This window comes from Pedobacter sp. N23S346 (assembly GCF_048515415.1).
GTDB lineage: Bacteria > Bacteroidota > Bacteroidia > Sphingobacteriales > Sphingobacteriaceae > Pedobacter.
Genome location: NZ_JBLYEE010000001.1, coordinates 702,887 through 727,366, shown reverse-complemented (window position 1 = coordinate 727,366; position 24,480 = coordinate 702,887). Strand labels below are relative to the sequence as shown.

At 37.8% G+C, this 24,480-nt stretch carries 22 protein-coding genes; 7 read left to right on the top strand and 15 right to left on the bottom strand.

Annotated elements, in window-relative coordinates:
* Positions 1–118: 118 nt before the first annotated feature.
* Positions 119–1,801, bottom strand: a complete 1,683-nt coding sequence (locus tag ACN1CD_RS03120; RefSeq protein WP_419128786.1) for a 2-oxo acid dehydrogenase subunit E2 — start codon at positions 1,799–1,801, stop codon at positions 119–121.
* Positions 1,802–1,833: 32 nt separating this feature from the next.
* Positions 1,834–2,829: a pyruvate dehydrogenase (acetyl-transferring) E1 component subunit alpha gene (gene pdhA / locus ACN1CD_RS03115; protein ID WP_419128785.1), complete on the bottom strand. Its 996-nt coding sequence runs from the start codon at positions 2,827–2,829 to the stop codon at positions 1,834–1,836.
* Positions 2,830–3,915: 1,086 nt separating this feature from the next.
* On the opposite strand from pdhA, the gene ACN1CD_RS03110 reads away from it, so the two are divergent.
* Positions 3,916–4,473, top strand: coding sequence for a C40 family peptidase (locus ACN1CD_RS03110; protein WP_419128784.1), 558 nt, complete (start codon positions 3,916–3,918; stop codon positions 4,471–4,473).
* Positions 4,474–4,569: 96 nt separating this feature from the next.
* Positions 4,570–5,667, top strand: a complete 1,098-nt coding sequence (locus tag ACN1CD_RS03105) for a CapA family protein (protein ID WP_419128783.1) — start codon at positions 4,570–4,572, stop codon at positions 5,665–5,667.
* 329 nt (positions 5,668–5,996) lie between these two features.
* On the opposite strand, the gene ACN1CD_RS03100 is transcribed toward ACN1CD_RS03105, so the two are convergent.
* Together ACN1CD_RS03100 and ACN1CD_RS03095 are read right to left on the bottom strand one after the other, a co-directional pair.
* On the bottom strand, positions 5,997–6,182 hold the full coding sequence (locus ACN1CD_RS03100) for a hypothetical protein (protein WP_419128782.1): 186 nt from the start codon (positions 6,180–6,182) through the stop codon (positions 5,997–5,999).
* Between the two features lie 104 nt (positions 6,183–6,286).
* A complete protein-coding gene (locus ACN1CD_RS03095; RefSeq protein WP_419128781.1) occupies positions 6,287–8,329 on the bottom strand; it encodes a M13 family metallopeptidase in 2,043 nt (680 codons plus the stop codon).
* Positions 8,330–8,419: 90 nt separating this feature from the next.
* On the opposite strand from ACN1CD_RS03095, the gene ACN1CD_RS03090 reads away from it, so the two are divergent.
* The 3 genes from ACN1CD_RS03090 (at position 8,420) to ACN1CD_RS03080 (ending at position 11,380) form a co-directional block, all read left to right on the top strand.
* Positions 8,420–9,352, top strand: a complete 933-nt coding sequence (locus ACN1CD_RS03090; protein WP_419128780.1) for an SPFH domain-containing protein — start codon at positions 8,420–8,422, stop codon at positions 9,350–9,352.
* A gap of 204 nt (positions 9,353–9,556) precedes the next feature.
* Entirely contained in the window at positions 9,557–10,450 is an 894-nt protein-coding gene (locus ACN1CD_RS03085; RefSeq protein ID WP_419128779.1) for an SDR family oxidoreductase, read from the top strand.
* A 9-nt stretch (positions 10,451–10,459) separates the two neighbouring features.
* On the top strand, positions 10,460–11,380 hold the full coding sequence (locus tag ACN1CD_RS03080; protein ID WP_419128778.1) for a helix-turn-helix domain-containing protein: 921 nt from the start codon (positions 10,460–10,462) through the stop codon (positions 11,378–11,380).
* A gap of 76 nt (positions 11,381–11,456) precedes the next feature.
* Here ACN1CD_RS03080 and ACN1CD_RS03075 read toward each other — a convergent pair whose 3' ends face one another.
* From ACN1CD_RS03075 to ACN1CD_RS03060, 4 genes are all read right to left on the bottom strand, one after another.
* Entirely contained in the window at positions 11,457–13,649 is a 2,193-nt protein-coding gene (locus ACN1CD_RS03075; RefSeq protein ID WP_419128777.1) for a carboxy terminal-processing peptidase, read from the bottom strand.
* 337 nt (positions 13,650–13,986) lie between these two features.
* Positions 13,987–14,676 (bottom strand): hypothetical protein, encoded by a 690-nt coding sequence (locus tag ACN1CD_RS03070; RefSeq protein WP_419128776.1) that lies wholly within the window; start codon positions 14,674–14,676, stop codon positions 13,987–13,989.
* 29 nt (positions 14,677–14,705) lie between these two features.
* Positions 14,706–15,548, bottom strand: a complete 843-nt coding sequence (locus ACN1CD_RS03065) for an isoaspartyl peptidase/L-asparaginase (protein WP_419128775.1) — start codon at positions 15,546–15,548, stop codon at positions 14,706–14,708.
* Between the two features lie 158 nt (positions 15,549–15,706).
* Positions 15,707–16,582, bottom strand: a complete 876-nt coding sequence (locus ACN1CD_RS03060; protein WP_320462591.1) for a cyanophycinase — start codon at positions 16,580–16,582, stop codon at positions 15,707–15,709.
* 296 nt (positions 16,583–16,878) lie between these two features.
* On the opposite strand from ACN1CD_RS03060, the gene cphA reads away from it, so the two are divergent.
* Positions 16,879–19,494, top strand: a complete 2,616-nt coding sequence (gene cphA / locus ACN1CD_RS03055; RefSeq protein WP_419128774.1) for a cyanophycin synthetase — start codon at positions 16,879–16,881, stop codon at positions 19,492–19,494.
* Positions 19,495–19,550: 56 nt separating this feature from the next.
* Here cphA and ACN1CD_RS03050 read toward each other — a convergent pair whose 3' ends face one another.
* On the bottom strand, positions 19,551–20,006 hold the full coding sequence (locus tag ACN1CD_RS03050) for a ferritin-like domain-containing protein (RefSeq protein WP_419128773.1): 456 nt from the start codon (positions 20,004–20,006) through the stop codon (positions 19,551–19,553).
* A 250-nt stretch (positions 20,007–20,256) separates the two neighbouring features.
* Between ACN1CD_RS03050 and ACN1CD_RS03045 the strand changes: the two genes are divergently transcribed.
* Positions 20,257–20,934, top strand: a complete 678-nt coding sequence (locus ACN1CD_RS03045) for a hypothetical protein (protein WP_419128772.1) — start codon at positions 20,257–20,259, stop codon at positions 20,932–20,934.
* Positions 20,935–20,973: 39 nt separating this feature from the next.
* Here the strand turns inward: ACN1CD_RS03045 and ACN1CD_RS03040 are convergent, their stop codons facing one another.
* The 6 genes from ACN1CD_RS03040 to ACN1CD_RS03015 all read right to left on the bottom strand — a co-directional run bounded on the left by ACN1CD_RS03040 (position 20,974) and on the right by ACN1CD_RS03015 (position 24,456).
* Entirely contained in the window at positions 20,974–21,735 is a 762-nt protein-coding gene (locus ACN1CD_RS03040) for a ThuA domain-containing protein (RefSeq protein WP_419128771.1), read from the bottom strand.
* Positions 21,736–21,779: 44 nt separating this feature from the next.
* A complete protein-coding gene (locus ACN1CD_RS03035) occupies positions 21,780–22,202 on the bottom strand; it encodes a low molecular weight protein-tyrosine-phosphatase (RefSeq protein WP_419128770.1) in 423 nt (140 codons plus the stop codon).
* A gap of 14 nt (positions 22,203–22,216) precedes the next feature.
* On the bottom strand, positions 22,217–22,636 hold the full coding sequence (locus tag ACN1CD_RS03030; protein ID WP_419128768.1) for a hypothetical protein: 420 nt from the start codon (positions 22,634–22,636) through the stop codon (positions 22,217–22,219).
* A gap of 107 nt (positions 22,637–22,743) precedes the next feature.
* Complete coding sequence (locus ACN1CD_RS03025) at positions 22,744–23,550, bottom strand: S1/P1 nuclease (protein WP_419128767.1); 807 nt, start codon at positions 23,548–23,550, stop codon at positions 22,744–22,746.
* Between the two features lie 2 nt (positions 23,551–23,552).
* Positions 23,553–24,068, bottom strand: coding sequence for a fumarate hydratase (locus ACN1CD_RS03020; RefSeq protein ID WP_419128766.1), 516 nt, complete (start codon positions 24,066–24,068; stop codon positions 23,553–23,555).
* 49 nt (positions 24,069–24,117) lie between these two features.
* On the bottom strand, positions 24,118–24,456 hold the full coding sequence (locus ACN1CD_RS03015) for a hypothetical protein (RefSeq protein WP_419128765.1): 339 nt from the start codon (positions 24,454–24,456) through the stop codon (positions 24,118–24,120).
* Positions 24,457–24,480: the final 24 nt, after the last annotated feature.

Here is a 24,480-nt window from a genome sequence, read left to right as displayed (position 1 = left end):
AATCCTTGCAATATATAAATAATCATCAATAACCAAAAAAAGCCATCCCTTTTGGGGATGGCTTTAATTATTTTAGACGTTAGCACTGAAAACTGCTAACTGAGAATTGTCAACTGGATTACGCTAATAACCTGATTGGCTCTTCTAATAAACCTTTTAATGTTTGTAAGAACTGTGCTCCGGTTGCACCATCAACCACACGGTGATCACAACCTAAAGTTAACTTCATTACATTACCAGGAACAACGGCTCCGTTTTTAACTACAGGAACTTGTTGAATAGCACCTACTGATAAAATTGCGCCATCAGGAGAGTTGATAATGGAAGTAAATTCATCAATACCAAACATACCTAAGTTGGATACGGTGAAGGTAGAACCTTCCCAATCTGCAGGCTGTAATTTTTTAGCTTTTGCTTTACCACCAAAGTCTTTCACCTCTGCAGAAATGTGAGATAAAGATTTACCATCTGCGAAACGCACTACAGGAACTAATAAACCATCTTCCACAGCCATTGCTACACCGATATTGGTATGCTCATTGAAGCGGATTTTATCACCACCCCATGAAGAGTTAACCGCCGGATGTTTTTTCAATGCCACTGCAACTGCTTTAATTACAATATCGTTGAAAGAAACTTTAACAGGAGCAACTTCATTGATTGCCGTACGGGCAGCCATTGCGTTATCCATATCAATACTTACCGTTAAGTAGAAGTGTGGTGCAGTAAATAAGCTTTCAGCTAAACGTTTCGCAATCACTTTACGCATTTGTGAAACCGGTGCCTCTGTAAATTTAACTTCACCAACATAAGTAGGAATAACCGGAGCTGCAGCTGCTGCTTTCGGTTGCTCGCTGCTTTCAGCTTTCGGCTTTTCGCTTTGTGCTTGCGCCGCAGGCTTAAAGTTCTCTATATCTTTTTTAATGATACGTCCACCTTCTGCACTACCAGAAACCTGTGATAAATCGATTCCTTTATCCTTAGCAATTTTCTTAGCTAATGGAGAAGCCTTAACACGGCTATCAGATGAGCTTTCTGCAACGGGAGCTGAACTTGCATCAGCAGTTGTTGCTTGTTTTTCTGCTGCAGGCGCTTCGGTTTTTTCTGCGCTTTCAGCTTTAGGTTTTGCACTTTGTGCTCCACCAGCTAAAATACCGCTAACATCAGTTCCTTCAGGACCAACAATAGCAATAATTCCATTTACTTTAGCAGCAGAACCTTTTTCTACACCAATGTGCAATAAAGTTCCGGTAGCATAGCCCATCACTTCCATAGTTGCCTTATCGGTTTCTACATCAGCTAAAACATCATCATCCTTAACCTGATCGCCTACTTTTTTATGCCATTCAGCAATTACGCCTTCAGTCATCGTATCGCTTAACAAAGGCATGCGGATCACCGTAACACCTTTTTCTGCTAATTCTTCTTCGCTTAAACCACCACCCTGAGCAGGGGCAGCTTCTTCTTTTTTATCTTCAGCCTTAGGCGCCGTATCATCAGACTTCGGACTTGCCGACTCCTGACTACCTGACTCAGCCTCTAAAGCCGCTTTATAATCCTCGCCTTCTTTACCGATAACAGCCATAATAGCATCAACCGGAACTGAAGCACCTTCTTCTACACCTATGTATAAAAGCGTACCATCCCAGTAAGATTCCATGTCCATTGTTGCTTTGTCAGTTTCTACTTCTGCCAAAACATCGCCGCTTTTCACTTTATCGCCCACTTTTTTATGCCACTTCGCCAAAACCCCTTCGGTCATGGTGTCGCTCATTTTGGGCATTTTAATTACATCAGCCATTATATCTAATTAATTGAAATCTTTTTAAAATATTAGTCCATTACGTAAGGATAGTTCTCCGTCATGTATACATCTTTGTATAATTCGGTTACTTCCGGCCATGGGGATTCTTCAGCAAATTTTACCGCCTGATCTACAGTAGCTTTAACTTTCGCTTCCACTTCTTCAATCCAGGCCTGATCTGCATACTTTTCTTTCAGAATAGTTTCTCTCGCAAGTTCAACAGGATCTTTAGCTTTATAATCTTCTAATTCTTCTTTAGTACGATATTTTGCAGGATCTGACATTGAATGTCCACGGTAACGGTAAGTTCTCATTTCTAAGAAAGTTGGTCCTTCACCTTTACGCGCCCGTTGAATCGCCTCATCCATTGCATTATGAACTGCAACCGGATCCATTCCATCAACTGGTGCACATGGCATATCAAAACCTAAACCAATTTTATAAATATCAGTCATGTTTGTAGTACGTTGTACTGAAGTACCCATTGCATAACCATTGTTTTCACAAACAAAAATTACGGGCAATTTCCACAACATCGCCATGTTAAAAGTTTCGTTTAATGCACCCTGACGCACCGCGCCATCGCCCATATAACAAATATTAACATTATCAGTTCCTTTGTATTTTTCTGCAAAAGCAACACCAGCTCCTAACGGAATCTGACCTCCAACAATTGCATGGCCACCATAAAAGTTGTGTTCTTTGCTAAACATGTGCATCGAACCACCTTTACCTTTAGAGCAACCCGTAGCTTTACCATACATTTCTGCCATGATGCTGTCGGCAGTTACACCTAAAGCTAAAGCATGAGCGTGATCGCGATAAGTTGTAATCATCGAATCACCTTTTTGCATTGCAGATATTGCACCTGCAACCACAGCTTCTTGTCCAATGTATAAATGACAAAAGCCACGTATTTTTTGTTGTCCGTATAGCTGGCCGGTTTTCTCTTCGAACTTACGCATTAGCAACATCGACTCGAACCATTTTAACCAGGTATCTTTATTTATTTCTACTGCACTCATTTTAGGGTATTTGTTTTTTTGCGACAGCAAATCTAATTTTTTTATTGTAATTTTTGGCACTTTCTAATGTAAAAACATCATAATATCAGCTATGAAATTACATTTAACTCTTGTTTTCCAATCACCTCGTCATCATAATGGTTATTTCTACCTGAAGCACAATTTTATTAACCCTTCACTTCACGGTTTAACAAATTATTAATTCAAATAAAGGTGAAATTTTATTCTGCAAAATCCTGTTTAACCATAATTTACTAATTTTATTTGAAAGGCATAGGCAGCAATGCTTAGTTCAAAACAATCCTGCCATTCGCATCATCTTTTTTGAAATATTTTAGTTATCTGATGAAAATCTGCAAAATACTTTATTCAACGGATGACTTTATTAGTAAAAAAGGATAACTGCTGCTATTGGGATTAATGAGAAAACCACGAATAATACTCTCCAATTATTCAATCGATCTTTAGCCTCTCTGTACCTAATCCTTATACCATGCATCTATGTTGTACCATGCCCTAACTAACTTGCATTGTTATTGTTCCACCCGTGGGGCAATATACGAGACAAAACGGACGTATTAGTGGAGCAAACACGAAGCATTTGTAGACAAAAGGTGGATAGAATGTGGACCAAAGGTGGGCTATATGTGGATTGTGTCTTGTCCGTCTATAGCTAAGACACGCAAATTGCTGGGTTAGATTGAAAAATGATTTGATTAACCAAATGTAATCAATTACGGTTATAATTTAATGGAATTATAGTCAGATAAAAGGCTTTATAAAGAATCCTTATGGAACTATAGTAAAAAAATCATTGACCTTGGAAATAAAAGATTGATAATCTTTAAAATAAATCTTATCGAAGTGTGGCTCTTTTTGACGGCTCATTACAACATTTTTGGGACAAAAATCTATCTTCAGATTTCGTTTATTAACAATCCAAAATCGTTGAAATGTTAATAACTTTTACTTTTTAACCACAAACATTTGGATAACATTTGTAGAATCGATACTTTTGACAATCAACAATAAGCCAAAATGGTTTACGTTACTGTGTAAGTGAATACCCAAACATAACTGTATAACATGATTAAAAAATTTTTGTTTTCATCCCTAATCGCTATTTGCACGTTCTCAGCCGCATTTGCGCAAACAAAAACAAAAGAATCTAGTAAAGACTTAAACGACCCCGACAACTTAGCATCTCAATATTTCTCGCAGGTTATGGGTGTTGCAGTAGATGCAACTTCGAACTTAAAGTTATATAAGTTTATCTACGAATGGATTGGAACTCCTTACAGTTATGGAGGATCGAGCAAAAAAGGGATAGATTGTTCAGCTTTTACCAAGGCCATTTACGACAAAGTTTTTAACACAGCCATCAGAAGGAACTCCCGCGATATCTTTAGCATGGTAGATCCATTATCCAAAGAAGATTTAAAAGAGGGTGATTTAGTTTTCTTCAAGATAAAAAGCAGAAGCATCTCTCACGTCGGCATTTACTTAGGCGATAACAAATTTGCACATGCTTCAAGTTCACGTGGTGTAGTGATCAGTAACTTGAATGAACCATATTACAGCCGTTATTTTTACAAAGGTGGCCGTGTGTTAGAATCGTTTAAAAAAGAATTTACAGTAGAATAAATCAGTTTGCGGTTAACAATTTTCAGTTAGCTATAAATAAAATATATAATCCTCCAGAAGTAATTTTGGCGGATTTTTTTTTACCATCAATTCCCAATGAAATTCATAAAAACAATAATTTTATCCTTATTTGCGATCATTACGATATTCAGTTGCACCAACAATAATGCGCAAGTGGTGTTGCCCGCGACAAAAACGGACACTGTAATTAGAAAAATAAAAGACACGATATCCATCACAGCAGTTGGCGATATCATGTTAGGGTCTGCTTTTCCATCCATCTCTAACCTTCCATCAGATGATGCGGTAAACAGTTTTAAGGCGGTTGATAGTTTATTAAAAGGAGATATTGTGTTTGGAAATTTGGAGGGCTGTTTCTTAAACTCCGGAAATTCTACAAAATGTAACGGCATCAACCCAAACAATTGCTATGCATTTAGAATGCCAGAGCGTTATGCAGGTATTTATAAAAAAGCTGGCTTTAATGTATTAAGCATTGCGAATAATCATGTTGGCGATTTTGATTCGAAGGGAAGAAGAAACACTGCACACATTTTAGATTCACTACAAATCCACTACGCTGGCCAATTAAATAAACCTTTTGAGGTTTTTGAGAAAGATAGCGTGAAATATGCTTTTTGTGCTTTCGCTCCAAATGAAAATACCGTTTCTATTAATAAAATTGAAAATGCAAAAGCTTTAGTTGCCCGCCTGAAAACAATGGCAGATATTGTAGTGGTATCTTTTCATGGTGGCGGCGAAGGCGCAAGATTTGAACATGTTACCCGTAAAAACGAAATTTTCTATAAAGAAAACCGCGGCAATGTTTATGCTTTTGCACATGCAGTGATCGATGCCGGTGCTGATGTGGTTTTAGGCCATGGTCCACATGTTACCCGCGCAGTTGAGGTTTATAAAAATAAGTTTATTGCTTACAGCCTGGGGAATTTCTGCACCTACGGCATGTTCAGTCTGAAAGGTAATAATGGCATTGCACCATTACTTCAACTAAAGGTAAACGCTAAAGGCGATTTCCTTTACGCCGATGTTACTTCTATAAAACAGGATAAAATTAATCAGCTTACAGTAGATGAAAATCACCGTGCATTTAAACGCATGAAAGAATTAACGGATATAGATTTTATAGGTCACCAACTTAACTTCGAAAATAATAAGATTACCCTCAAAAATTAATCTTCTGTTACATCATTCTTAATATATTTCCGAATCTTTGTTTATGAAAAAAGGATTAATTCTTCATTATATTATAGGGATCGCTGCAGCGGTTTTAGTATTAGTGGCAGCATATTACATTAACCAGAACCCGAAAAACATATGGTCAGCAGGAATTATAATCCTCGCTGGATGTCTGGTTGCTTTCAGCCAGTTTCAAATTATCAGACATAAAAAGAAACTGTAGAAGATTAGTCCAATCCCTATTAAGTTCCATTACTATCAACGTTTTTAAATTGAAGTTAAGGTAGGTTCCGGCCAGATAATTTGATTAGGAATGCGAAGAGCGCTTAGCTCTCATCCTTTGTGTTTTTAACCAAACCAATACCAGATACGAAAAATATCAATCCAATAATTCCATACACCAACAATCCTCTGCTGGCTGTACTGTGGTTAACGAATCCGTATCCTGCATAAATAAGGCCAATAATTCCAAGGATAGTTAAGATTGTTCCAAAAGTGCGTTTTACATTCATGATTTTAGATTAATAGAGTAAATACAAAAAATTACAACTTTTGTTTTAAAAGGCAAAAAAAAGCCACGATCGTTTAAACAATCGTGGCTTTTTTTGCTTAATCATTACCAAACACCTAACCTATTTTCTGGTGCCAAATACATTTTGGCTGTAGTTGGGATATTAAAGGCTTTGTAAAATGCTTCCATGTTATATACCGAACCATTCACACGGAACATTTCAGGGCTATGCGGATCTGTTTTAATACGAACCAACATCGATTCATCCCTGGTTTTCATTCGCCAAACCTGTGCAAAACCAAGGAAAAAACGTTGATCTGGTGTAAAACCATCAATTTTTTGATTTCCTTTTCCTTGTTCTGTCAGCTTGAATGCATCATAAGCGATATTCAAACCCCCTATATCAGCTAAGTTTTCGCCTAAAGTTAATTCTCCATTTACATGCTGATTATCCAGCAAGGTAAACTTGTTATACAAGGCAACCACTTTGTCTGCTTTAGTTTTAAATTTAGCGGCATCTTCTTTAGTCCACCACTCTTTTAAATTACCAGCCGCATCATATTGTCTCCCCTGATCATCGAAACCATGTGTCATTTCATGCCCGATTACGGCACCAATTGCACCATAATTAATCGCATCATCGGCATTGAAAGCAAAAAATGGAAATTGTAGAATTCCAGCCGGAAATACAATTTCATTATAAGCTGGATTATAATAGGCGTTCACAGTTGGAGGAGTCATAAACCATTCTGTTTTGTCTACATCTTTGCCAAGCTTCGACATCATTTCTTTATAAGCATGTTGCTTGGCCGATTGAAGGTTAGCAAAATATGCGTTCTTCGAAACCTTCACATCATCATACTTTTTCCACTCATCCGGATAACCAATTTTCTTAATAAAGGCATTAAGTTTTTCTAAAGCTTTCTTCTTAGTTTCGGCAGACATCCAGTCTACTTTTTTGATGCGCTCTTCATACACCTTCTGAAGGTTGTTCACCAACTCAAGCATCCGCTTTTTAGCTTCTGGTTTAAAATATTGTTCCGCATACAATTGACCAAGTAAATCGCCCAGGTAACGATCAGTATTGTTCACCATTGATTTCCATCTTTCGGTTTGCGCAGGCTGACCACTTAATGTCTTGCCAAAAAACTCAAACCTGGCGGTTCTGAAAGCTTCCGTTAACGCATTAGCAGAACGATCTAACATATCAAGTTTTAGCTTTTGCTTCCAGATTTCTATTGGCTGACTTTTAATTAATGCAGATAAAGCCTGATAGTATTTAGGTTGTCTTACAATAAGCGTGTCAGTCGATGCACCAAGATTCTTCAACACTAATTTTAAATCGATATTGGGAATTTGTTTCTGAAAGTCACCAACGGTTACTTTATTATAATTCTTTTGAGGATCGCGAAGTTCAACAGGCGTTGAATGAGATTTCGCAAGCATTGTTTCCAGTTTCAAAATATTATCAGCGTATTTTGAACTGTTGGCCGAATCGCCTGCAAGGCTAAACACTTTTGTGATGTATGCCAAATAGGCGGTTCTGATTTTCTTAGCCTTATCATCCTGATCCAAATAGTAGCTGCGCTCAGGTAAATTCAATCCAGTTTGCGTAAAGATCAGTGCATTTTTTGAGCTTATTTTATCATCTGGTTCGATCCCGAAACCTAACAAATCACCTTGTCCGTTTTTAAAACCTTCAGATATGAACGTGATTAAATCTTTGTCATTTTTAATGGCATCAATTTTTGTCAAGATCGGCTTAATCGGTTCAACACCTAGTTTTTCAATCGTTAAAGAATCCATACCGCTGGCATAGAAATCGCCAACCTTTTGCTCATTACTGCCCTTGCCACCACTACCCTTTGCGGCATTTTCTAAAATTGACCTTAAATTTTTCAGGTTATCATTATACAAGGTATAAAATGAACCCCATCCGGTTTCTGTTTTTGGAATCTGCATATTTTTCATCCATTTTCCATTGGCATAAAGGAAAAAGTTATCTCCAGGTTTTACTGTAGAGTCCATTCCGGCCGCATCAAAAAAAACAGTTCGCTGATCTGTTTCTGCAGCCTGATGATTTTTATCATTCTGACAGGCCGCCAGTAGCAATAATGCAGCAGCAGGTATAAATAATTTCTTTTTCATGTAATATAAGTCCAGTTATTAAAAAATAAAGCTACAAAAACGATCATGTAGTTTGTATGATTTTTTTATAACTTCATAAAAATTCTAATTATGCAATACACTATTTACATTCTCATTTTCTTAGCAATTGTTATTCTCCTGAGTTCCTTTGTTACCGTTAAACAGGGTACTATCGCTGTAGTTACCGTTTTTGGAAAATACCAGCGCATGCTCCGACCCGGGCTAAACTTCAAAATTCCGCTTATTGAGCAAATTTACTCCCGAATCTCGATCCAAAACAGGTCGGTTGAATTATCTTTTCAGGCAGTAACACAAGATCAGGCCAATGTATATTTTAAAGCGATGCTCCTTTATTCTGTGATTAATCAGGATGAAGAAACCATTAAAAATGTAGCCTTTAAATTTGTTGATGCAACGAACTTAATGCAGGCGCTCATCAGAACCATTGAAGGTTCCATCCGCGCCTATGTAGCTACTCAAAAGCAGGCGAACGTTTTGGCTCAACGCAACGAAATCGTATTACATGTAAAGGAGCAAATAGACCAGGTTTTAGATGGCTGGGGCTATCATTTGCAAGATCTTCAATTAAACGACATTACTTTCGATGAAGAAATTATGCGTTCAATGAGTCGTGTAGTGGCTTCTAACAACTTAAAAGCTGCGGCAGAAAATGAAGGCCAGGCGCTGTTAATTACTAAAACCAAGGGTGCCGAAGCAGATGGTAACGCCATTAAAATTGCTGCAACAGCTGAACGTGAAGCAGCACAGCTCCGCGGACAAGGTATTGCATTATTCAGGGAGGAAGTAGCAAAGGGAATGACCAATGCGGCGCATGAAATGCAACAGGCCAATTTAGATACTTCAGTAATTCTATTCACCATGTGGACTGAAGCGATTAAACAGTTTGCCGAATATGGCGAGGGTAACATTATTTTCTTAGATGGAAGTATTGAAGGCATGAATAAAACCATGAAGGAAATGATGGCCATGCAGTTAAGTCAGAATCCTCCTAAGAAAGATTAATATATTCTGCTATGCATAGAGAGACTATTGCTAAAATGCAGCAGTTTTTTTTTGCCCTGTATAGTTTCGTTTTGGCTAAATCAAAAATGGATTAGACTAAATTGTGCACTCAAAAATAATGGAGTTTTGTATAGTGATTTAAGAGATGTGTATGCGTATCTCAAAACTCATGTAACATTATTTATGAAATTAAAATAAATCGCTATGAAAGTTTTTGTAACAGGAGCAACAGGCTTTGTTGGTTCAGCTGTGGTAAAAGAATTAATTACTGCCGGTCACCAGGTTTTGGGTTTAGCCCGCAATGAAACTGCAGAAAAAGCACTATTGCTAGTCGGTGCCGAAGTGCATAAGGGTGACCTGGAAGATCTGGAAAGTTTACGCAAAGGTGCAAATGCTGCTGATGGGATAATACACACTGGATTTATTCATGATTTTACCCGTTTTAAAGCCGTATGTGAAATTGATCGTGTAGCAATAGAGACTATTGGAAATGAAATAACGGGAACAGATAAGCCCTTTATTGTTACTTCGGGCACGCTAATCGTCAGTCCTGGTCAACTTGCTACCGAAGATAAACTGCCTGATTATAATGGTCAAAATCCCAGGATTGCATCCGAAAAAGCAGTTGATGCCCTTGCGGCGAAGAATGTACGCATATCAGTTGTTCGTTTATCGCCATCAGTTCATGGCGAAGGCGATTTGCATGGCTTTATACCCATGCTTATTGATATTGCCCGCCAAAAGGGTTCATCAGCCTATATTGAAGATGGCGCAAACCAATGGACGGCTGTTCATCGTCTTGATGCCGCTGTTCTTTTCAGATTGGCTTTGGAGCAGGCCAGGCCTGGAGCTCGTTTTCACGGTGTGGCGGAAGAATCAATAACCTTTAAATCGATAGCCGAAGCCATTGGTAAGCAGCTGAACTTACCTATTGTATCTAAATCAAAAGATGAAGTTGCTGCACATTTTGGCTGGTTTGAGCATTTTGCAAGTATTAACGGGCCTGCTTCCGGAAAATTAACCCGTCAGCACTTGCATTGGGAACCCCAATATTCCGGTTTAATTCAGGATTTGGAGCAAGGGATTTATTTTACGTAAATTATAGTCATGGAAAACCTGAGCCGCTGCCGCTTTAAAACAATATCAGAATATCATAAACTGGCTGGATTACCCAAGCCCGGGCATCCTTTAATTAGCGTTGTTAACATGGAGGAAGTGCTAGTGCCGGTGAATGGACGATCAAAGACGATGATTTTTGATTTTTATTCCATAGCACTGAAGCGTGTTCCGGATGCTAAAATTAAATACGGACAGCAAATGAGCGACTTTGATGATGGTGTGTTATTTTTCATGGCGCCTGGCCAAGTTTTTACAGTTGAAGTAAATCAGGATAAATACCATCGTCCAACTGGCTGGATGATTCTTTTCCATTCAGAATTACTTTGGAATACACATCTGGCTAAAACCATAAAAGATTATGATTTCTTCGACTATGCATTATTTGAAGCCCTGCATGTTTCTGAAAATGAAGAAACAATTCTTAATGCCATTGCCCAATTAGTTAAAAAAGAAACCAATAGCAATATTGATCACTTTACTCAGGATGTAGTGATTGCACAAATAGCGTTGCTTCTCAATTATGCACAACGTTTCTATGGACGACAATTCATTACACGTAAAGCCATCAATCATCAGCTACTTGATCAATTGGAAAAGATCGTTAAGGATTATTTTGCAAACGATAATCTAGGCTTTAGGGGATTGCCTACAGTAGGTTATGTAGCTGAAAAACTAAATGTTTCGCCAGGTTATCTTTCCGGACTATTAAAAACACTTATTGGCCAGAATACACAGCAATATTTACATCAAAAACTGATTGATCTGGCTAAAGAGAAACTCTCCACCACGAATCTTTCTATTAGTGAAATCGCTTATGTACTTGGTTTTGAGCATTTGCAATCTTTTACCAAATTGTTTAAATCCAAAACAAATCTTACCCCCTCGGCATTCAGGCAATCTTTTAATTGAAATCTAATATTGAAGTAAATTAAAAAAAATCGGGCAATCTATTTTAGATCGCCCGATTTTTTTTCACTTCCAATTATTAAAGTTTAGGTGCTACGGCACCCCCTAAATTCATTACATAATTACCTGATTGCTGCATGAAATCGCCCATTACTTTGAGTGATTCATCCTCAATAAAATCAAAAGTATCTTGCTTGGTTACCTTCTCACCTTTTTTGATTGCTGGCAAACCTCTCAGTGCTCTTAAATCATTTTGTCTGGCAAGAGATTTTGCTTCCTGAGCATCACGTTCAGCTTTAAGTTTAGCTTCATTTAAAGGAACGGAAACTTCTGCATCACGTTTTTTCAATTCGGCAATATCTTGTTTCAAATATTTAAAATCTAAGGAATTTGAAATCCGTTGTTCACTGTTTTTAATCAATCCGGCTTTAACAGCAGATAAATTAGCTACTGCCGTAAAGTTTGAACGCGGAATCACATCCCATGGTAATGCAGATGGCTCCGTATCTTCACCAATTTTATCCATTGGATATAGGGATGGAAAGACTACATCTGGCATCACGCCTTTATGTTGCGTACTGCTTCCGGCCACTCTATAGAATTTAGCCATCGTCAGGTTGATTTGACCTAAGTTGATATCAGCAACAGCAGTTGAAGTTGGCGAAGTACCAAGCGTTTTGTCCCTAGTTACCAAACCTGCAATTTTCTGCAACATACCTGGATTTACCAGTTTATTTAAATCAATAGATGATTGAACTGTTCCTTTACCATAAGTCTGGCTTCCCATGATAATACCACGACCGTAATCCTGGATGGCACCAGCAAAAATTTCAGATGCGGAAGCACTTAAACGATCAACCATTACACCAAATGGGCCATCCCATGCTACGCCTGCAGTTTCATCTTCATCTACTTCAATTTTACCACGTAAATCTTTTACCTGTACAACTGGTCCTCTATCGATAAATAAACCTGTTAATGAAATGGCTTCTACAAGAGAGCCTCCTCCATTACCACGCAAATCCATTACAATTGCATCAACCTTATCGATATTTTTCAAGGAATCAACCAATTTTCTTACATCACGAGTGGTGCTTTTATAGTTTTTATCTCCAGCATTTGCCGCTTTAAAATCTGCATAGAATGCAGGCAACGAGATTACACCAACTTTATAGCTTTTGCCATTGGAGTTAATGGTTTTTACCTTTTTCTTAGCGGATTGATCTTCAAGAATTACCTTTTCCCTCATCATTTCGATGATAACTGGTTTTGAAGACATTTCTTTCCCAACAGGAATAACTTTTAAACGTACTTTTGTTCCTTTTGGACCTTTAATTTTGCTTACTGTTAAGTCTAGTCTCCAACCTACGATATCAACAAAGTCATCATTTCCCTGGGCAACAGCAATAATTCTATCACCAGCACTCAATTGCTTTCCTTTATAGGCAGGTCCGCCTGGAATAATTTCTGAGATCTTAACCACCTCATTTTCCAGTTGTAAACGGGCACCAATACCTTCGAATGATCTCGACATTTCTTCATTAAATTCAGTCGCTCTAGCAGGCACAAAGTAATTCGTATGTGGATCGATTGATTCTGTAAAGGCATCCATCAGAATCTGGAAAACATCCTGATTATTGGTTTTAGCCGTCTGAGATTTTAAATTCTGATATCGTTTAGTCAACGTTTCAACGTTTTTGCTTTCTGCAGAACCTGCTAAATTCAGATTCACCAATTCATACTTTACACGTTTTTTCCAGGTATCATTTAAAGCAGTTGTAGAAGCTGCCCAAGGCAATTTCTCTCTGTCGTAAACGTAAGTATCGTTTTGATTGAAATCGTATTTATTTTTGATCTGTGCCAAAGAGTAGGTGAAGTATTCATTTAACCTTTTTGCATAGACATTATAAATATAGAACGGACCACTTAAATCGCCGTTTTTGAAATCATCATCAAGCGTAGTTCTGTATTTCTCAAATTCTTTAATATCAGAAGCTAAAAAATAATTTTTACCCTGATCTAAAGCTTTAATGTATTTATCTAAAATTAAAGAAGAAATAGAGTCGTTTACCTGAACCTTCTTATAATTATAGCTTTCGATCAAGTTGACCACTTCTTTAATAACGAGTTGTTGCTGCTGGTCGGGCATAACATTTGCAATACCTTCAACGATGGGCTGAGGTTTAGGTGCGGCGTGACATGCAATCACAGCGGCAGTAAAAATTATAAAAAATACTCTTTTCAACATCTCTTTAAATGATTTAAAATCCATTTTCAATTCTATATAGCCAATATGATACCATTTTAACGAAAAAACAAAAAAGAGACAGCATTATTACCGTCTCTTGTTAAAACTTATCAAATCTAATAAAAGCTTCTTATTTAACAATTACTAAAATGCTAACGTTTGATATAAATATTTGTTTTAAGAGATTAAGCACTAAGAAACTATCTCGATTTAATGAATGAAGATCAACTTGCGAAGTTTTGGTAGCCTTTATTGCGGGAAATACTTCGAAAGTTTATGGTGTTGTCATCAAAACCTGCGAAATTCTTCAGCGCTCAGCCTTTTGAAATTTCGTAAGTTGATAAATTATAATTTCGGATTATTATTTAGAGCCCGTTTTTGTAGAAGTTTTATTAGCAATGATTTCTCTGGCATCACGAATCTGGCCTTTGAAATTCGTGATTTTAACCGAATTTGCAAACCATTCTGCTGTTTTAAGATCTCTTAAGGCGAGTGTAAAATCCTTCTTTTTGATTTTAACCTGTACAATACCCAAAACAGATTCGAGGTATGAATTATTACTTTTAAGCTGTTTAGCCAACATTCCCTGCTGGGTGTAAAACCACATCGACTGAGTAGATTTATTATTTGCCAGGTAAACCTTACCTAGCAAACCGTAGGTATTCATCAGGCCACTTTTACTGCCTAATTTAGAATAATTTTTGAGTGCAACATTCAAAAGAATTTGTTCAGCATCTGTAAAGCGACCAAGCATATAATGCATATTGCTCATCTTTATAATCGCCTGACCGTATAGATTAAAGTTTTTTACGGCATTATATTCGAATGCTGCCTTACCAAATAATGTTAATGCTTCATTAAAATCGCCTTTTTTCTCCAGATCTTCGGCTTCCTCGAAAAAAGAGTTGCCATTTACCAGATCAAATTTAGAGATCGAAATCGTAATTGCATTTCCCCCATTCGGCTCCTGATTATCAGCTTTATCTATATTTTGAGCTTGTAATTGAAATGAGGCAAAAAGGCTTACAAAAGCCAATACATTTTTGATCATGCAACAAAAATAATACTTTATATTCAACTTTAGCTAAATACCTGTAAATTAACATCAAATGAAGCCCAAACCATGTACGGATGAGAATCGCAATGGTAGAGCTCGCCTTGATTGGAGATTCCGATTACACCTGCGAAACCATCGAAGGCCTTCAACTCTGTGAAAGATTTATCACAGGCATCTTTCAATGAGAATCCGTCGGTAACCCGGGTTACGATTTTGGAGGCTAATGAACCACTCACAATATCTTCACCTACTCCCGTACAGGAAATCCCGGCAAACTGGTTGGCATAGTTGCCAGCAACAGTTGCCGAGTCGCTCACACGACAAGGAATTTCAAAGCCCTTACCTCCAGTAGAGGTTCCTGTAGCAATATTCCCGTCAGCATCTAAAGCAACACATCCAACTGTTCCTAGATTGTTTTGTTGATTTAATTTTGCTTCATATTCATTTTGACGTTGAACGGTGATGGGATTGAAATATTCAAAATTATTTTTACGGGCAAAGTTCTGCGCACCATCTCCACTAAGTACCCGATCATCGTATGGTAATAAATGTTGAGCAATTTCTATTGGATTTTTGACATCCTCTACATTGATTACACCACTAAACCTTTCTGTTTTCCCATCCATCAGTGATGCACTTAACCTCACTTTTCCATCACTTTGAATTTGTGAACCAATCCCGGCGTTAAACAGTTCATTATCCTCTAGCAAAGCAACAGTATACACAACCGTTTCTACCGCAGAATGTGTTTCCAAATAGGCATAACCAAGCTTTACAATTTCTGCTAATGCATCTTGTTTGGCCTTTTTAGTTTCCTGATTGGTTGATGACTCACTGAAAAAGCCACCGTGTATGATTATTTTCATGTTTTTAGTATTGAGTAGAAAGTAGGGAGTATCAAGTAGCAAGATGTGAGTAGCAGGTATCAAGACTTGAATATCAAGGCTAGTTTGTAATGGTTAACTGTAAACTAAAAACTGTTAGCGTAATCTGTAAACTGTAAATTGTTAACTGAAAACTGTCTTTAAGCTATTGGAACAACCTTAGGGTGATGGATTACTAAACTATGATCTGTTAAATCATAAACATCTCCATCGCACATCACGTGTACTACCATATTTTTTATAGATACAGGCTGCCCCATTTCTACATCCGTAAGGTTTGTATCTGCCATCTGACGCCCATCAACCAGGATCACCATGCCAGAGCCAATGGCTTCCATAATATGTCCGTCTGAGATAAATAAACCGGTATCTTCACCTAAGCCGATTCCTAAAATTCCAGGATTACTTGCAGCGGCATAAAGTAGTCTCCCTATCCGTCCACGTTGAACAAAGTGTGTATCTACAATAACATCATCGATAAAGCCGAGTCCGCCGGTAATTTTCACTTCACCTTTGAGCAAGGCATCCTTACTACTGCCCTGGTAAATCATATTTTTAGAACTTGCTGCTGCTCCTGCTGAGGTACCTGCAATAACCACCGGCTCCGTCTTATACTTTTCAATCAGAATCTGATGAATTTTTGTTCCGCCGAAAATTGATGATAGCCTTAACTGATCACCACCGGTAAAAATAATGACTTCAGCAGCTTTAATTCTTTCGTAATTCTCTTCTGAATTAGCTTCTTCGCGATTGGTAACATTTAATACGCCAACATTATGAACATCTAACTGCGCATAAGCTTTGATATATTCTTCACCAACTTTCTCAGGCATTAAAGAAGCCGTAGTAATGATTTCGAAACGTGATTCAATATCTTTAACCGATTCTGTAGTGATTCGTTTTAAAATACCTCTTTCGAAAAAATTCATGTTTTCAGGCAATCCAAATTGCGTTTCAGCGAAGCTGCCTGTATTTATTGCGCCTCCAATAATGATGAGTTTGCCCTTCGGAACCATTTTGTGTGTATTAGTATTCTGTCAAAAAACCCAAATATATCAGCTTAAGATAAAAAACACGACTTTTTTTGTCAATAATTATGCAATTATTAACAATAGTTAAAATAATCGAGGACATTTTCAGTTAAAGTTATGCCTGTAAACGAAACAAATAGCGCCAGAAATTCATTTAGCTATTTGAAGTGTTAGTTTTCAAAATAAATGTATAATTTACAATCACCAATTTCAGCACTGCAAAATTGGCAAAAAGCCATCTTAAAACGCTGGATTTTTTATAAAAAAAGACAAACCATTACATGAAAATATATAACATACAAGTATTAAGAGGGCCAAATATATGGTCGATAAACCGCAAGAAACTTATCCAAATGAGATTGGATTTAGAGGAACTGGAGCAAAGACCAACCAATGTAATTGAAGGCTTTAGTGAGCGAATAGAAAAATTACTTCCAAGTATGTTTACTCATCGCTGCTCTAAAGGCGTTGAAGGTGGCTTTTTCTCACGCGTGAAAGAAGGTACCTGGATGGGACACGTTATTGAGCATATTGCTTTAGAAATCCAGACCATTGCTGGAATGGAAACTGGTTTCGGCAGAACACGTCAAACTAAAACAGAGGGTATTTACAATGTAGTATTTAGCTACCTGGAAGAAAAAGTAGGTGTTTACGCGGCTGAAGCGGCTGTAAAGATTGCCCAGGCACTTATAGATGGTGAAGAATATGATCTGGAACATGACATTCGCCGAATGAAAGAAATTCGTGAACTGGAAGCGCTTGGTCCGAGTACGGGATCAATTGTTCAGGAAGCCGTGAGCAGAAACATTCCATGGATCAGGTTAAACAAAAGTTCACTGGTACAATTGGGCTACGGTAAAAATCAGGTTCGCTTCAGGGCAACCATGACTGAAAAGACCAGCAGCATCGCAGTAGATATTGCAAGTAATAAAGAAGAAACCAAACGCTTATTAACTGAAGCGGCCATTCCGGTAGCATCAGGCGTAACCATTTCAAATCCGGAAGACCTGGAAGCATCGGTGAATAAAGTTGGCTTTCCTTTGGTATTTAAACCATTGGATGGCAATCATGGCAAAGGCGCAACCATCAATGTAAAAACGATGGAAGTGGCAAGGGAAGCCTTCGAATATGCGAAAACCTATTCCCGCAAGGTGATTATCGAAAAATTCATCACCGGCTTCGACTTCCGTGTTTTAGTTATCGATCATAAAGTGGTTGCCGCTGCGCAACGCGATCCGGCACACGTACTTGGAAATGGTATTCACACCATTCAGGAGCTAATTGATAAAGAAAATGAAGATCCACGTCGTGGTTACGGGCATGAGAATGTATTAACCGAAATTGCTGTAGATCGTGATACCTTAGATTTACTGGCCAAAAAGGAATATACTTTAGAAACGATCCCTCAAAAAGGGGAGATTGTTTATTTAAAATCTACTGCTAATTTAAGCACTGGTGGAACTTCTATCGACGTAACTGATATTGTTCACCCACAAAATATATTTATTTGCGAGCGAATTTCCAGGGTGATTGGTTTAGATATCTGCGGAATTGATATCATGGCACAAAACCTTACGCAACCACTGACTGAAAATGGTGGTGTAGTACTGGAAGTTAATGCTGCTCCAGGTTTTAGAATGCACCTGGCGCCAAGTGAAGGCTTGCCTAGAAACGTAGCAGCTTCTGTGGTAGACATGCTTTATCCACAAAACAGGCTATCTTCTATTCCCATTATAGCGGTAACAGGAACCAATGGAAAAACCACGACCACACGTCTAATTGCACATATTATCCGTAGTAATGGTAAGCGTGTAGGTTATACTACCAGTGATGGTGTGTATGTTCACAACACCATGTTAATGAAAGGCGATACCACCGGACCGGTAAGTGCTGAATTTATTTTAAAAGACCCAACTGTAGAATTTGCTGTTTTAGAAACTGCCCGTGGTGGAATTTTAAGGGCTGGTTTAGGCTTCAATGCCTGTGACATTGGCGTAGTAACCAACATTCAGGAAGATCATTTGGGGATCTCAGACATTCATAACCTTGATGACTTAACCCGCGTAAAAGCGGTTGTAATTGGAGCAGTTCGCCGTAAAGGATGGGCAGTTTTAAATGCCGACAATGGCTATTGTGTGAAAATTGCAAGAGATGCACGCTGTAATGTAGCTTATTTTAGTATGGATGAAAATAATCCGGTAATTAAAGAGCATTGTAGAAAGGGCGGTATTGCAGCGATTTACGAGAACGGCTACATCACCATTAAAACAGGCGATTGGAAGTTAAGGGTTGATAAAGCAACGCACATTCCATTAACTTTTGGTGGTGCGGTTAACTTTATGATCCAAAACGTTTTGGCTGCAACTTTAGCTACTTATCTGTGGGGCTATAAGCCGGAAGATATTCGTTTGGCTTTAGAAACTTTCATTCCATCGGCAGCACACACACCAGGCAGGATGAACGTGTTCAGATTTAAAGACTTCAAGGTGCTGGTAGATTTTGCGCATAATCCTGATGGATTTAATGGCGTAAAAGCATATTTACAAAGTGTAGAAGCGACAGAGCATGTAGGTATAATTTCGGGAACTGGCGATAGACGTGATGAAGACATTATTGAAACGGCGCGCATATCTGCTCAAATGTTCGATAAGATTTATATTTGTCAGGAAAAATACCTGCGTGGTCGTAAACAGGATCAATTGATAGATTTATTAATCCAGGGGATTAAAGAAGTTGATCCGAATAAAGAAATTATTATCAATAATAAGAGTACCGAATGTTTACAAATTGCAATTGAAACAGCTCAAAAAGGGTCTTACCTGACCATTTTAAGTAACACAATTGACAATACCATTCAGCGTGTAACTGAACACCTGGATCGGGAATTGGAATCTTAAAAACAAAAAAACCTCCTGATTAAATACCAGGAGGTTTTTTCTTTTACTGAAGGATCCTATGCCTGGCTATCACGTAATCTTTTAACCTCATCATGTGAAGTTCTTAATGAAGCCTTTTGATCTGAAATCAGCGTTCTAATATGTGCTGGCAGATCTTCTACTTCTAATGCCATTTTATAAGCATTCTGGGCAGCATCTTCTCCGCCCTCGCAATTATTTAAAACAGTTTTTCTATCATGACCAGTAAATAATGCTTTTACATCCATCCATGCTCTGTAGATTTTTCCTGAATTTGTAGTACCTGTATCAATATCATCACCCAAAGCAGAAATTTCAGTTCCTAAAGCCATTTTATATTTTTGACTTTCTGAAATCATATTCAGAAATAAAGATTTCAAATCTGCGTCTTCATCTTTTAATTCAGCACGTGCCTTTTCATAACCAGCAATACGGTCATTATTAATTTGAACCAGATCGTTCAATACTTCTGTTGTTAATGTTGTAGTATTCATGTTTAATAAGTTTTGATGTACTATTTGAACATGATCTATGTTGAATAGTTTGTAATTTTTATTATTTGTTCATTCCCAAAAGCGCTACCCATAAATATGATGATGTAATACACCAACATTCTTCACTCCATATTAAGCTTTCGTAAACCTATGGTCGCAATTATTTTACCTAGAAAATTAACCTGAAATTGAAAAATCCATTTTTATAAATGCAGATTGCAGAAACTAAATTCATCATATTTGAAAATTTATGAACGCATTTATTCAAAATCCACCAGACGGGGGAAGTATTTATATGGAAACCAATCTGGAGCACCTTTTCCCTGAACCTCTGAATACCATAACAAGTTGTTTTTTTCTGGCAATTGCCGTGTATTGGACATTTAAAGTTTGGGGCAATTTTAAACAACATACTTTTTTAAGCCTTGCTTTGGTATTGCTTTACATTGGCGGGATCGGCGGAACAACCTATCATGGCTTGCGGCGATGGCCGATTTTTATTATGATGGACTGGATGCCCATTATGTTTCTTTGCCTCTCGGCAGGAGTATATTTCTTAGCCAAACTAACTAAATGGTATTATGCCGCCTTAATTATAGGCGTTTATGCCATCTTTCAATTTTATATAAGAAGGCTATTTGCCGATGGAGATTTCCAAATCTTCATCAACATTAATTATGCAATAATGGCTGCCATTGTTCTTTTTCCGGTATTTGGTTATCTACTTAAAACAGATTGGAAAAATGGTAAATGGGTAGGTTTCGCACTACTGGCATTCATCTTTGCACTCACTTTCCGGATTGCAGATAAATGGGGAATCTTAGCTGTAGGTACACATTTCCTATGGCATACCTTTGGCGCATTAGCCAGCTTTTGCATGTTAAACTATATCTATCTTGTTAATGCGAAAAGGGATTCTTTGGCATAAAAATCACTGCAAAATTGACCACAATAACATTTAAGGGTTTCATAAAAGTTTCGTGTTTGCCTTCTGGTAATTTAGTTTTTTATTTTTTCCAATAGCATATGCTAATCCTCCATTTAAATGCTTTAGAAATTTTTCGTCAGTCCAACATTCTTTAGGATGGCCCATTGAGGTGTAGAACGCCCGGCCGCCGTCGAAATCATGATACCAGCTGAATGGATGATAGTTGCCATTTTTACCTCCCTCATAAGATGTTTCATCAATCGTAATTAACACTTTGATAGCTGGATTAATGTCTTTAAAATTATAAAGCTCATCTGTATGCATCCATACCGAATCTGTTAAAAATTTTGTGGAGGGGTGGTTTTTATCTTTGATGATGAATTTTGCCTCTTGTACCTTAGGGTGACTGATAAAATAAGCACCGACTAATTTTCCATACCAGGACCAATCATATTCGGTATCTGCTGCGGCGTGGATGCCAACAAAACCTCCGCCAGCCTGAATGTAGCGTTCAAATGCCGATTGCTGTGCATCATTCAATACATCACCTGTAGTGCTCAAAAAGATAACAGCAGCGTACTTTTTTAGGTTACTCTCCGTAAACAGCGCTGCATTTTCGGTAGTATCTACGGTATAATGGTTTAAGTGACCCAGTTCGATAATTGCTTTTTTGCCTTCTTCGATGGATGCATGGCGATAGCCTTTTGTTTTAGAGAAGACCAGGATGCTGGGAGCACTTTTAGCAAATGCAGAATGTTGCAGGATGATTAGGGCAATCACCATCATAAATATTTTTTTCATCTGAAGAATTTGGTTAGCAGTTTAAAAGATGTTGAGCATTAAATTTAAGAAAGTTCTTTGATAATTTCTTTACATCGATCTTCTACTTGTTTACAAACTGGAGCAAACAAGGCGTTATCCCAATAAGGATCTACCAATTCATCATTTGCCAAGAAAAGTTTAACTTTATGATGCTCTTCTGCTGTTTTTGCCAGATTCTTTACATCGTTTAAGTTCTTCTGATCCATTACCAGGATTAGATCATATTTTGAAAACATCGCAGGGGAGAATTGTTGTGCCCTTTGTTTGCTGATATCATAGCCAGCATGTTGAGCCGCAGCAATACTTCTATGGTCTGGAGCCTGACCGATGTGCCAGTTCCCTGTTCCTGCGGATGCAATTTCCCAATTTAAGTTTTGCTTTTCTACCAGGTGGCGCATAATGCCTTCTGCTAGTGGCGAGCGGCAAATATTACCGAGACAAACCATTAGAATTTTCAAAATTATTTAGATTTATAAATGTAGACAAAGGTATAAGTTGTTCCGTTTTGTTGAGTTGTGGTGATCTGTGTCAATTTTTTACCGTCGAAGGATAATGGAGCTGCAGGAGAAGCAGACAAAACAATCTTGTCGCCATCTCTTTTCCAGGTTTTTACACTGGCATCAGCCATCATGTCGCAAAGCGCTCCATTAGCCCCGGCCACATAGGTACTATCTTCAGCAAATGAAAGGGTTAAGTTGGCTACGCAACTCTCTGGCCCGGATAGCTCAATATAGTTTTCACTTGTCTTATCGCCCATTGTCATAGCAGGAGTAACCGTTACCGATTCGATTACCCATTTTTTTGAAATAAGTGTTTTATTGGTATCCTTTGTGCAGGCAACTGCTGTGCAGATTAAAAGCATGAATAGTAATTTTTTCATATCGTAAATTTTAGATTTGTGTAAGGTAAACGAAAGTAACAATGAATTTGCTACATAAAGAAAAATCCCCCAATTTTTTGGAGGATTTGAATTTGATAACGGTAAGTTTATCCGTAAATGTCGTTAAGCATTTTTGCCAGCCTAACACCACCTTTTAATAACTGCTGATTCAATGTTTCCGACCAATCAAAATTGTAGCGATAACTAAGTTTAGAATCTGGTTTCGTTCCGTCATAAATTTTGCTGCAAATGGTATAGGCATCGTAAACACAGTCTTTTAAGCTGGTATTTTGCCAGTTATAAAGCTGAACAGCCGATGGATGATTAATTGCCTTCGCAAATTCAGTATAACTTAACTGTTGGTATTCAATTAGCTGCTCATCCCAAACGCGGTGCAGGTTAGATTTTTCATTAAACCACATCACCGAAACCCGGTTACCACCTAAATCTTCTTTATGGGCAACGTGCATCGGTTGACTTAAATCGCCGGCCATGTGTACCAGCATTCTTAAAGCCAGCTTCTTTTCTGATGCTGTGCTGCCAGCGTTTTTTAAAACGGCTGTTAAATCAATTATTTTATTGTAAAGGTTTGGTGCTTTTTCCGTTTCTAAAATATTGTAAACGCCCTGCTTGTCTAATCCTCCCGGAAGATTTACAAAATGCCAGTTATACATGTAATTATAGGTAGAATCTGATTTGATAAAGTCGCCCCAATTGGCCGACATGGCCAAACTTTCTGAACCTAAGATAGACTGAATAGCCTTACGCGTTTTGGCCTTTAAATAGCTATCTGCAATTTCGCCCACCACCCGATGGCCAATCATGCCCCAGGCATTCGCCTGAATAGGTAAATATGCCAGCAAACCAATGGCCACAACGGTTGATAATTTCTTTTTAATGGATTTAAATATCATTTTTATAATTCTTTTTGAACGCAGGTTATTTTTTCTTTAAGTGCTAATTTAATTTCCCGTTGATCGCTTAAGCTTTCCAGGATCAGGGTATCGGCAGATCGTTTTTTAATCAGAAAATTTTTATCATATCGGCCGATGCGATAACAACCTGATATTTTTTGTTTGTAGTTAGCATGTGTAAAGGTAGCGCCTACAAACAAGGTATCTCCCCGAACCGCATAAACACCTTTAGCATATTCTTTCCAAACACCATTATTGAAACAAGAATCTTCATAGAAGTTTACTTTGCTATGCGTTACCATATCAATATAAATGGAATCGCAGGAAATTTTAAAATGATGTTGGGTGTAATTACTTAATTTATGACTGAAAGCGACTGAATCTTCATTCCATACGCCTTGCATAAATTCTTCGCCTTTACCCTGGATATTTGGCAACCTGGAGCAGGAAGAATACAACACAGCAGCGATGAAAAACATCAAACATAGAGACTTTAATTCATTACTGTTTTTTGGCATTGTTCTTTATAAAATAATGTAAAATATGGTCTTAATGCGGTGTAAATGTTTAAAATTTCCCATTAAGTAGTTTATTTGCGTTCACCATGTTGTTGATTAGGATGAAAAGGCCGACTACAAAACAGATTCCACCAAAAAAGCCAATGATCCCTGCAACAGAATAGTAGGTACTTACTTCTGTAGCCGGAAGATAATTTACCCTCGCCAGGTATGGCATTAAAAAGCTATAAAAGCAGGTTAACAGCAAGCTTATTCCTGAGCCTATAAAGAGTAAGATAGCATCAACTTTTACCTGTTTAAACAGATAGTAACAACAGGTGATGAAAACCAGAAGTGGAGAAATGATATTGATCAGGGTGAATATAAATCCGCTTATTGAACCATCCATATTTTTATGTTTAAGTCTTTACCT

Bases quoted from the DNA above. Each gene is read 5' to 3' on its own strand.
- ACN1CD_RS03025 (WP_419128767.1), bottom strand. From the start codon at position 23,550: ATGATATTTAAATCCATTAAAAAGAAATTATCAACCGTTGTGGCCATT.
- ACN1CD_RS03065 (WP_419128775.1), bottom strand. From the start codon at position 15,548: ATGAAAATAATCATACACGGTGGCTTTTTCAGTGAGTCATCAACCAAT.
- ACN1CD_RS03060 (WP_320462591.1), bottom strand. From the start codon at position 16,582: ATGGTTCCGAAGGGCAAACTCATCATTATTGGAGGCGCAATAAATACA.
- ACN1CD_RS03120 (WP_419128786.1), bottom strand. From the start codon at position 1,801: ATGGCTGATGTAATTAAAATGCCCAAAATGAGCGACACCATGACCGAA.
- ACN1CD_RS03020 (WP_419128766.1), bottom strand. From the start codon at position 24,068: ATGCCAAAAAACAGTAATGAATTAAAGTCTCTATGTTTGATGTTTTTC.
- ACN1CD_RS03030 (WP_419128768.1), bottom strand. From the start codon at position 22,636: ATGAAAAAATTACTATTCATGCTTTTAATCTGCACAGCAGTTGCCTGC.
- ACN1CD_RS03075 (WP_419128777.1), bottom strand. From the start codon at position 13,649: ATGGATTTTAAATCATTTAAAGAGATGTTGAAAAGAGTATTTTTTATA.
- ACN1CD_RS03070 (WP_419128776.1), bottom strand. From the start codon at position 14,676: ATGATCAAAAATGTATTGGCTTTTGTAAGCCTTTTTGCCTCATTTCAA.
- ACN1CD_RS03040 (WP_419128771.1), bottom strand. From the start codon at position 21,735: ATGAAAAAAATATTTATGATGGTGATTGCCCTAATCATCCTGCAACAT.
- ACN1CD_RS03110 (WP_419128784.1), top strand. From the start codon at position 3,916: ATGATTAAAAAATTTTTGTTTTCATCCCTAATCGCTATTTGCACGTTC.
- ACN1CD_RS03090 (WP_419128780.1), top strand. From the start codon at position 8,420: ATGCAATACACTATTTACATTCTCATTTTCTTAGCAATTGTTATTCTC.
- ACN1CD_RS03050 (WP_419128773.1), bottom strand. From the start codon at position 20,006: ATGAATACTACAACATTAACAACAGAAGTATTGAACGATCTGGTTCAA.
- cphA (WP_419128774.1), top strand. From the start codon at position 16,879: ATGAAAATATATAACATACAAGTATTAAGAGGGCCAAATATATGGTCG.
- ACN1CD_RS03100 (WP_419128782.1), bottom strand. From the start codon at position 6,182: ATGAATGTAAAACGCACTTTTGGAACAATCTTAACTATCCTTGGAATT.
- ACN1CD_RS03080 (WP_419128778.1), top strand. From the start codon at position 10,460: ATGGAAAACCTGAGCCGCTGCCGCTTTAAAACAATATCAGAATATCAT.
- pdhA (WP_419128785.1), bottom strand. From the start codon at position 2,829: ATGAGTGCAGTAGAAATAAATAAAGATACCTGGTTAAAATGGTTCGAG.
- ACN1CD_RS03105 (WP_419128783.1), top strand. From the start codon at position 4,570: ATGAAATTCATAAAAACAATAATTTTATCCTTATTTGCGATCATTACG.
- ACN1CD_RS03045 (WP_419128772.1), top strand. From the start codon at position 20,257: ATGAACGCATTTATTCAAAATCCACCAGACGGGGGAAGTATTTATATG.
- ACN1CD_RS03015 (WP_419128765.1), bottom strand. From the start codon at position 24,456: ATGGATGGTTCAATAAGCGGATTTATATTCACCCTGATCAATATCATT.
- ACN1CD_RS03085 (WP_419128779.1), top strand. From the start codon at position 9,557: ATGAAAGTTTTTGTAACAGGAGCAACAGGCTTTGTTGGTTCAGCTGTG.
- ACN1CD_RS03035 (WP_419128770.1), bottom strand. From the start codon at position 22,202: ATGGTTTGTCTCGGTAATATTTGCCGCTCGCCACTAGCAGAAGGCATT.
- ACN1CD_RS03095 (WP_419128781.1), bottom strand. From the start codon at position 8,329: ATGAAAAAGAAATTATTTATACCTGCTGCTGCATTATTGCTACTGGCG.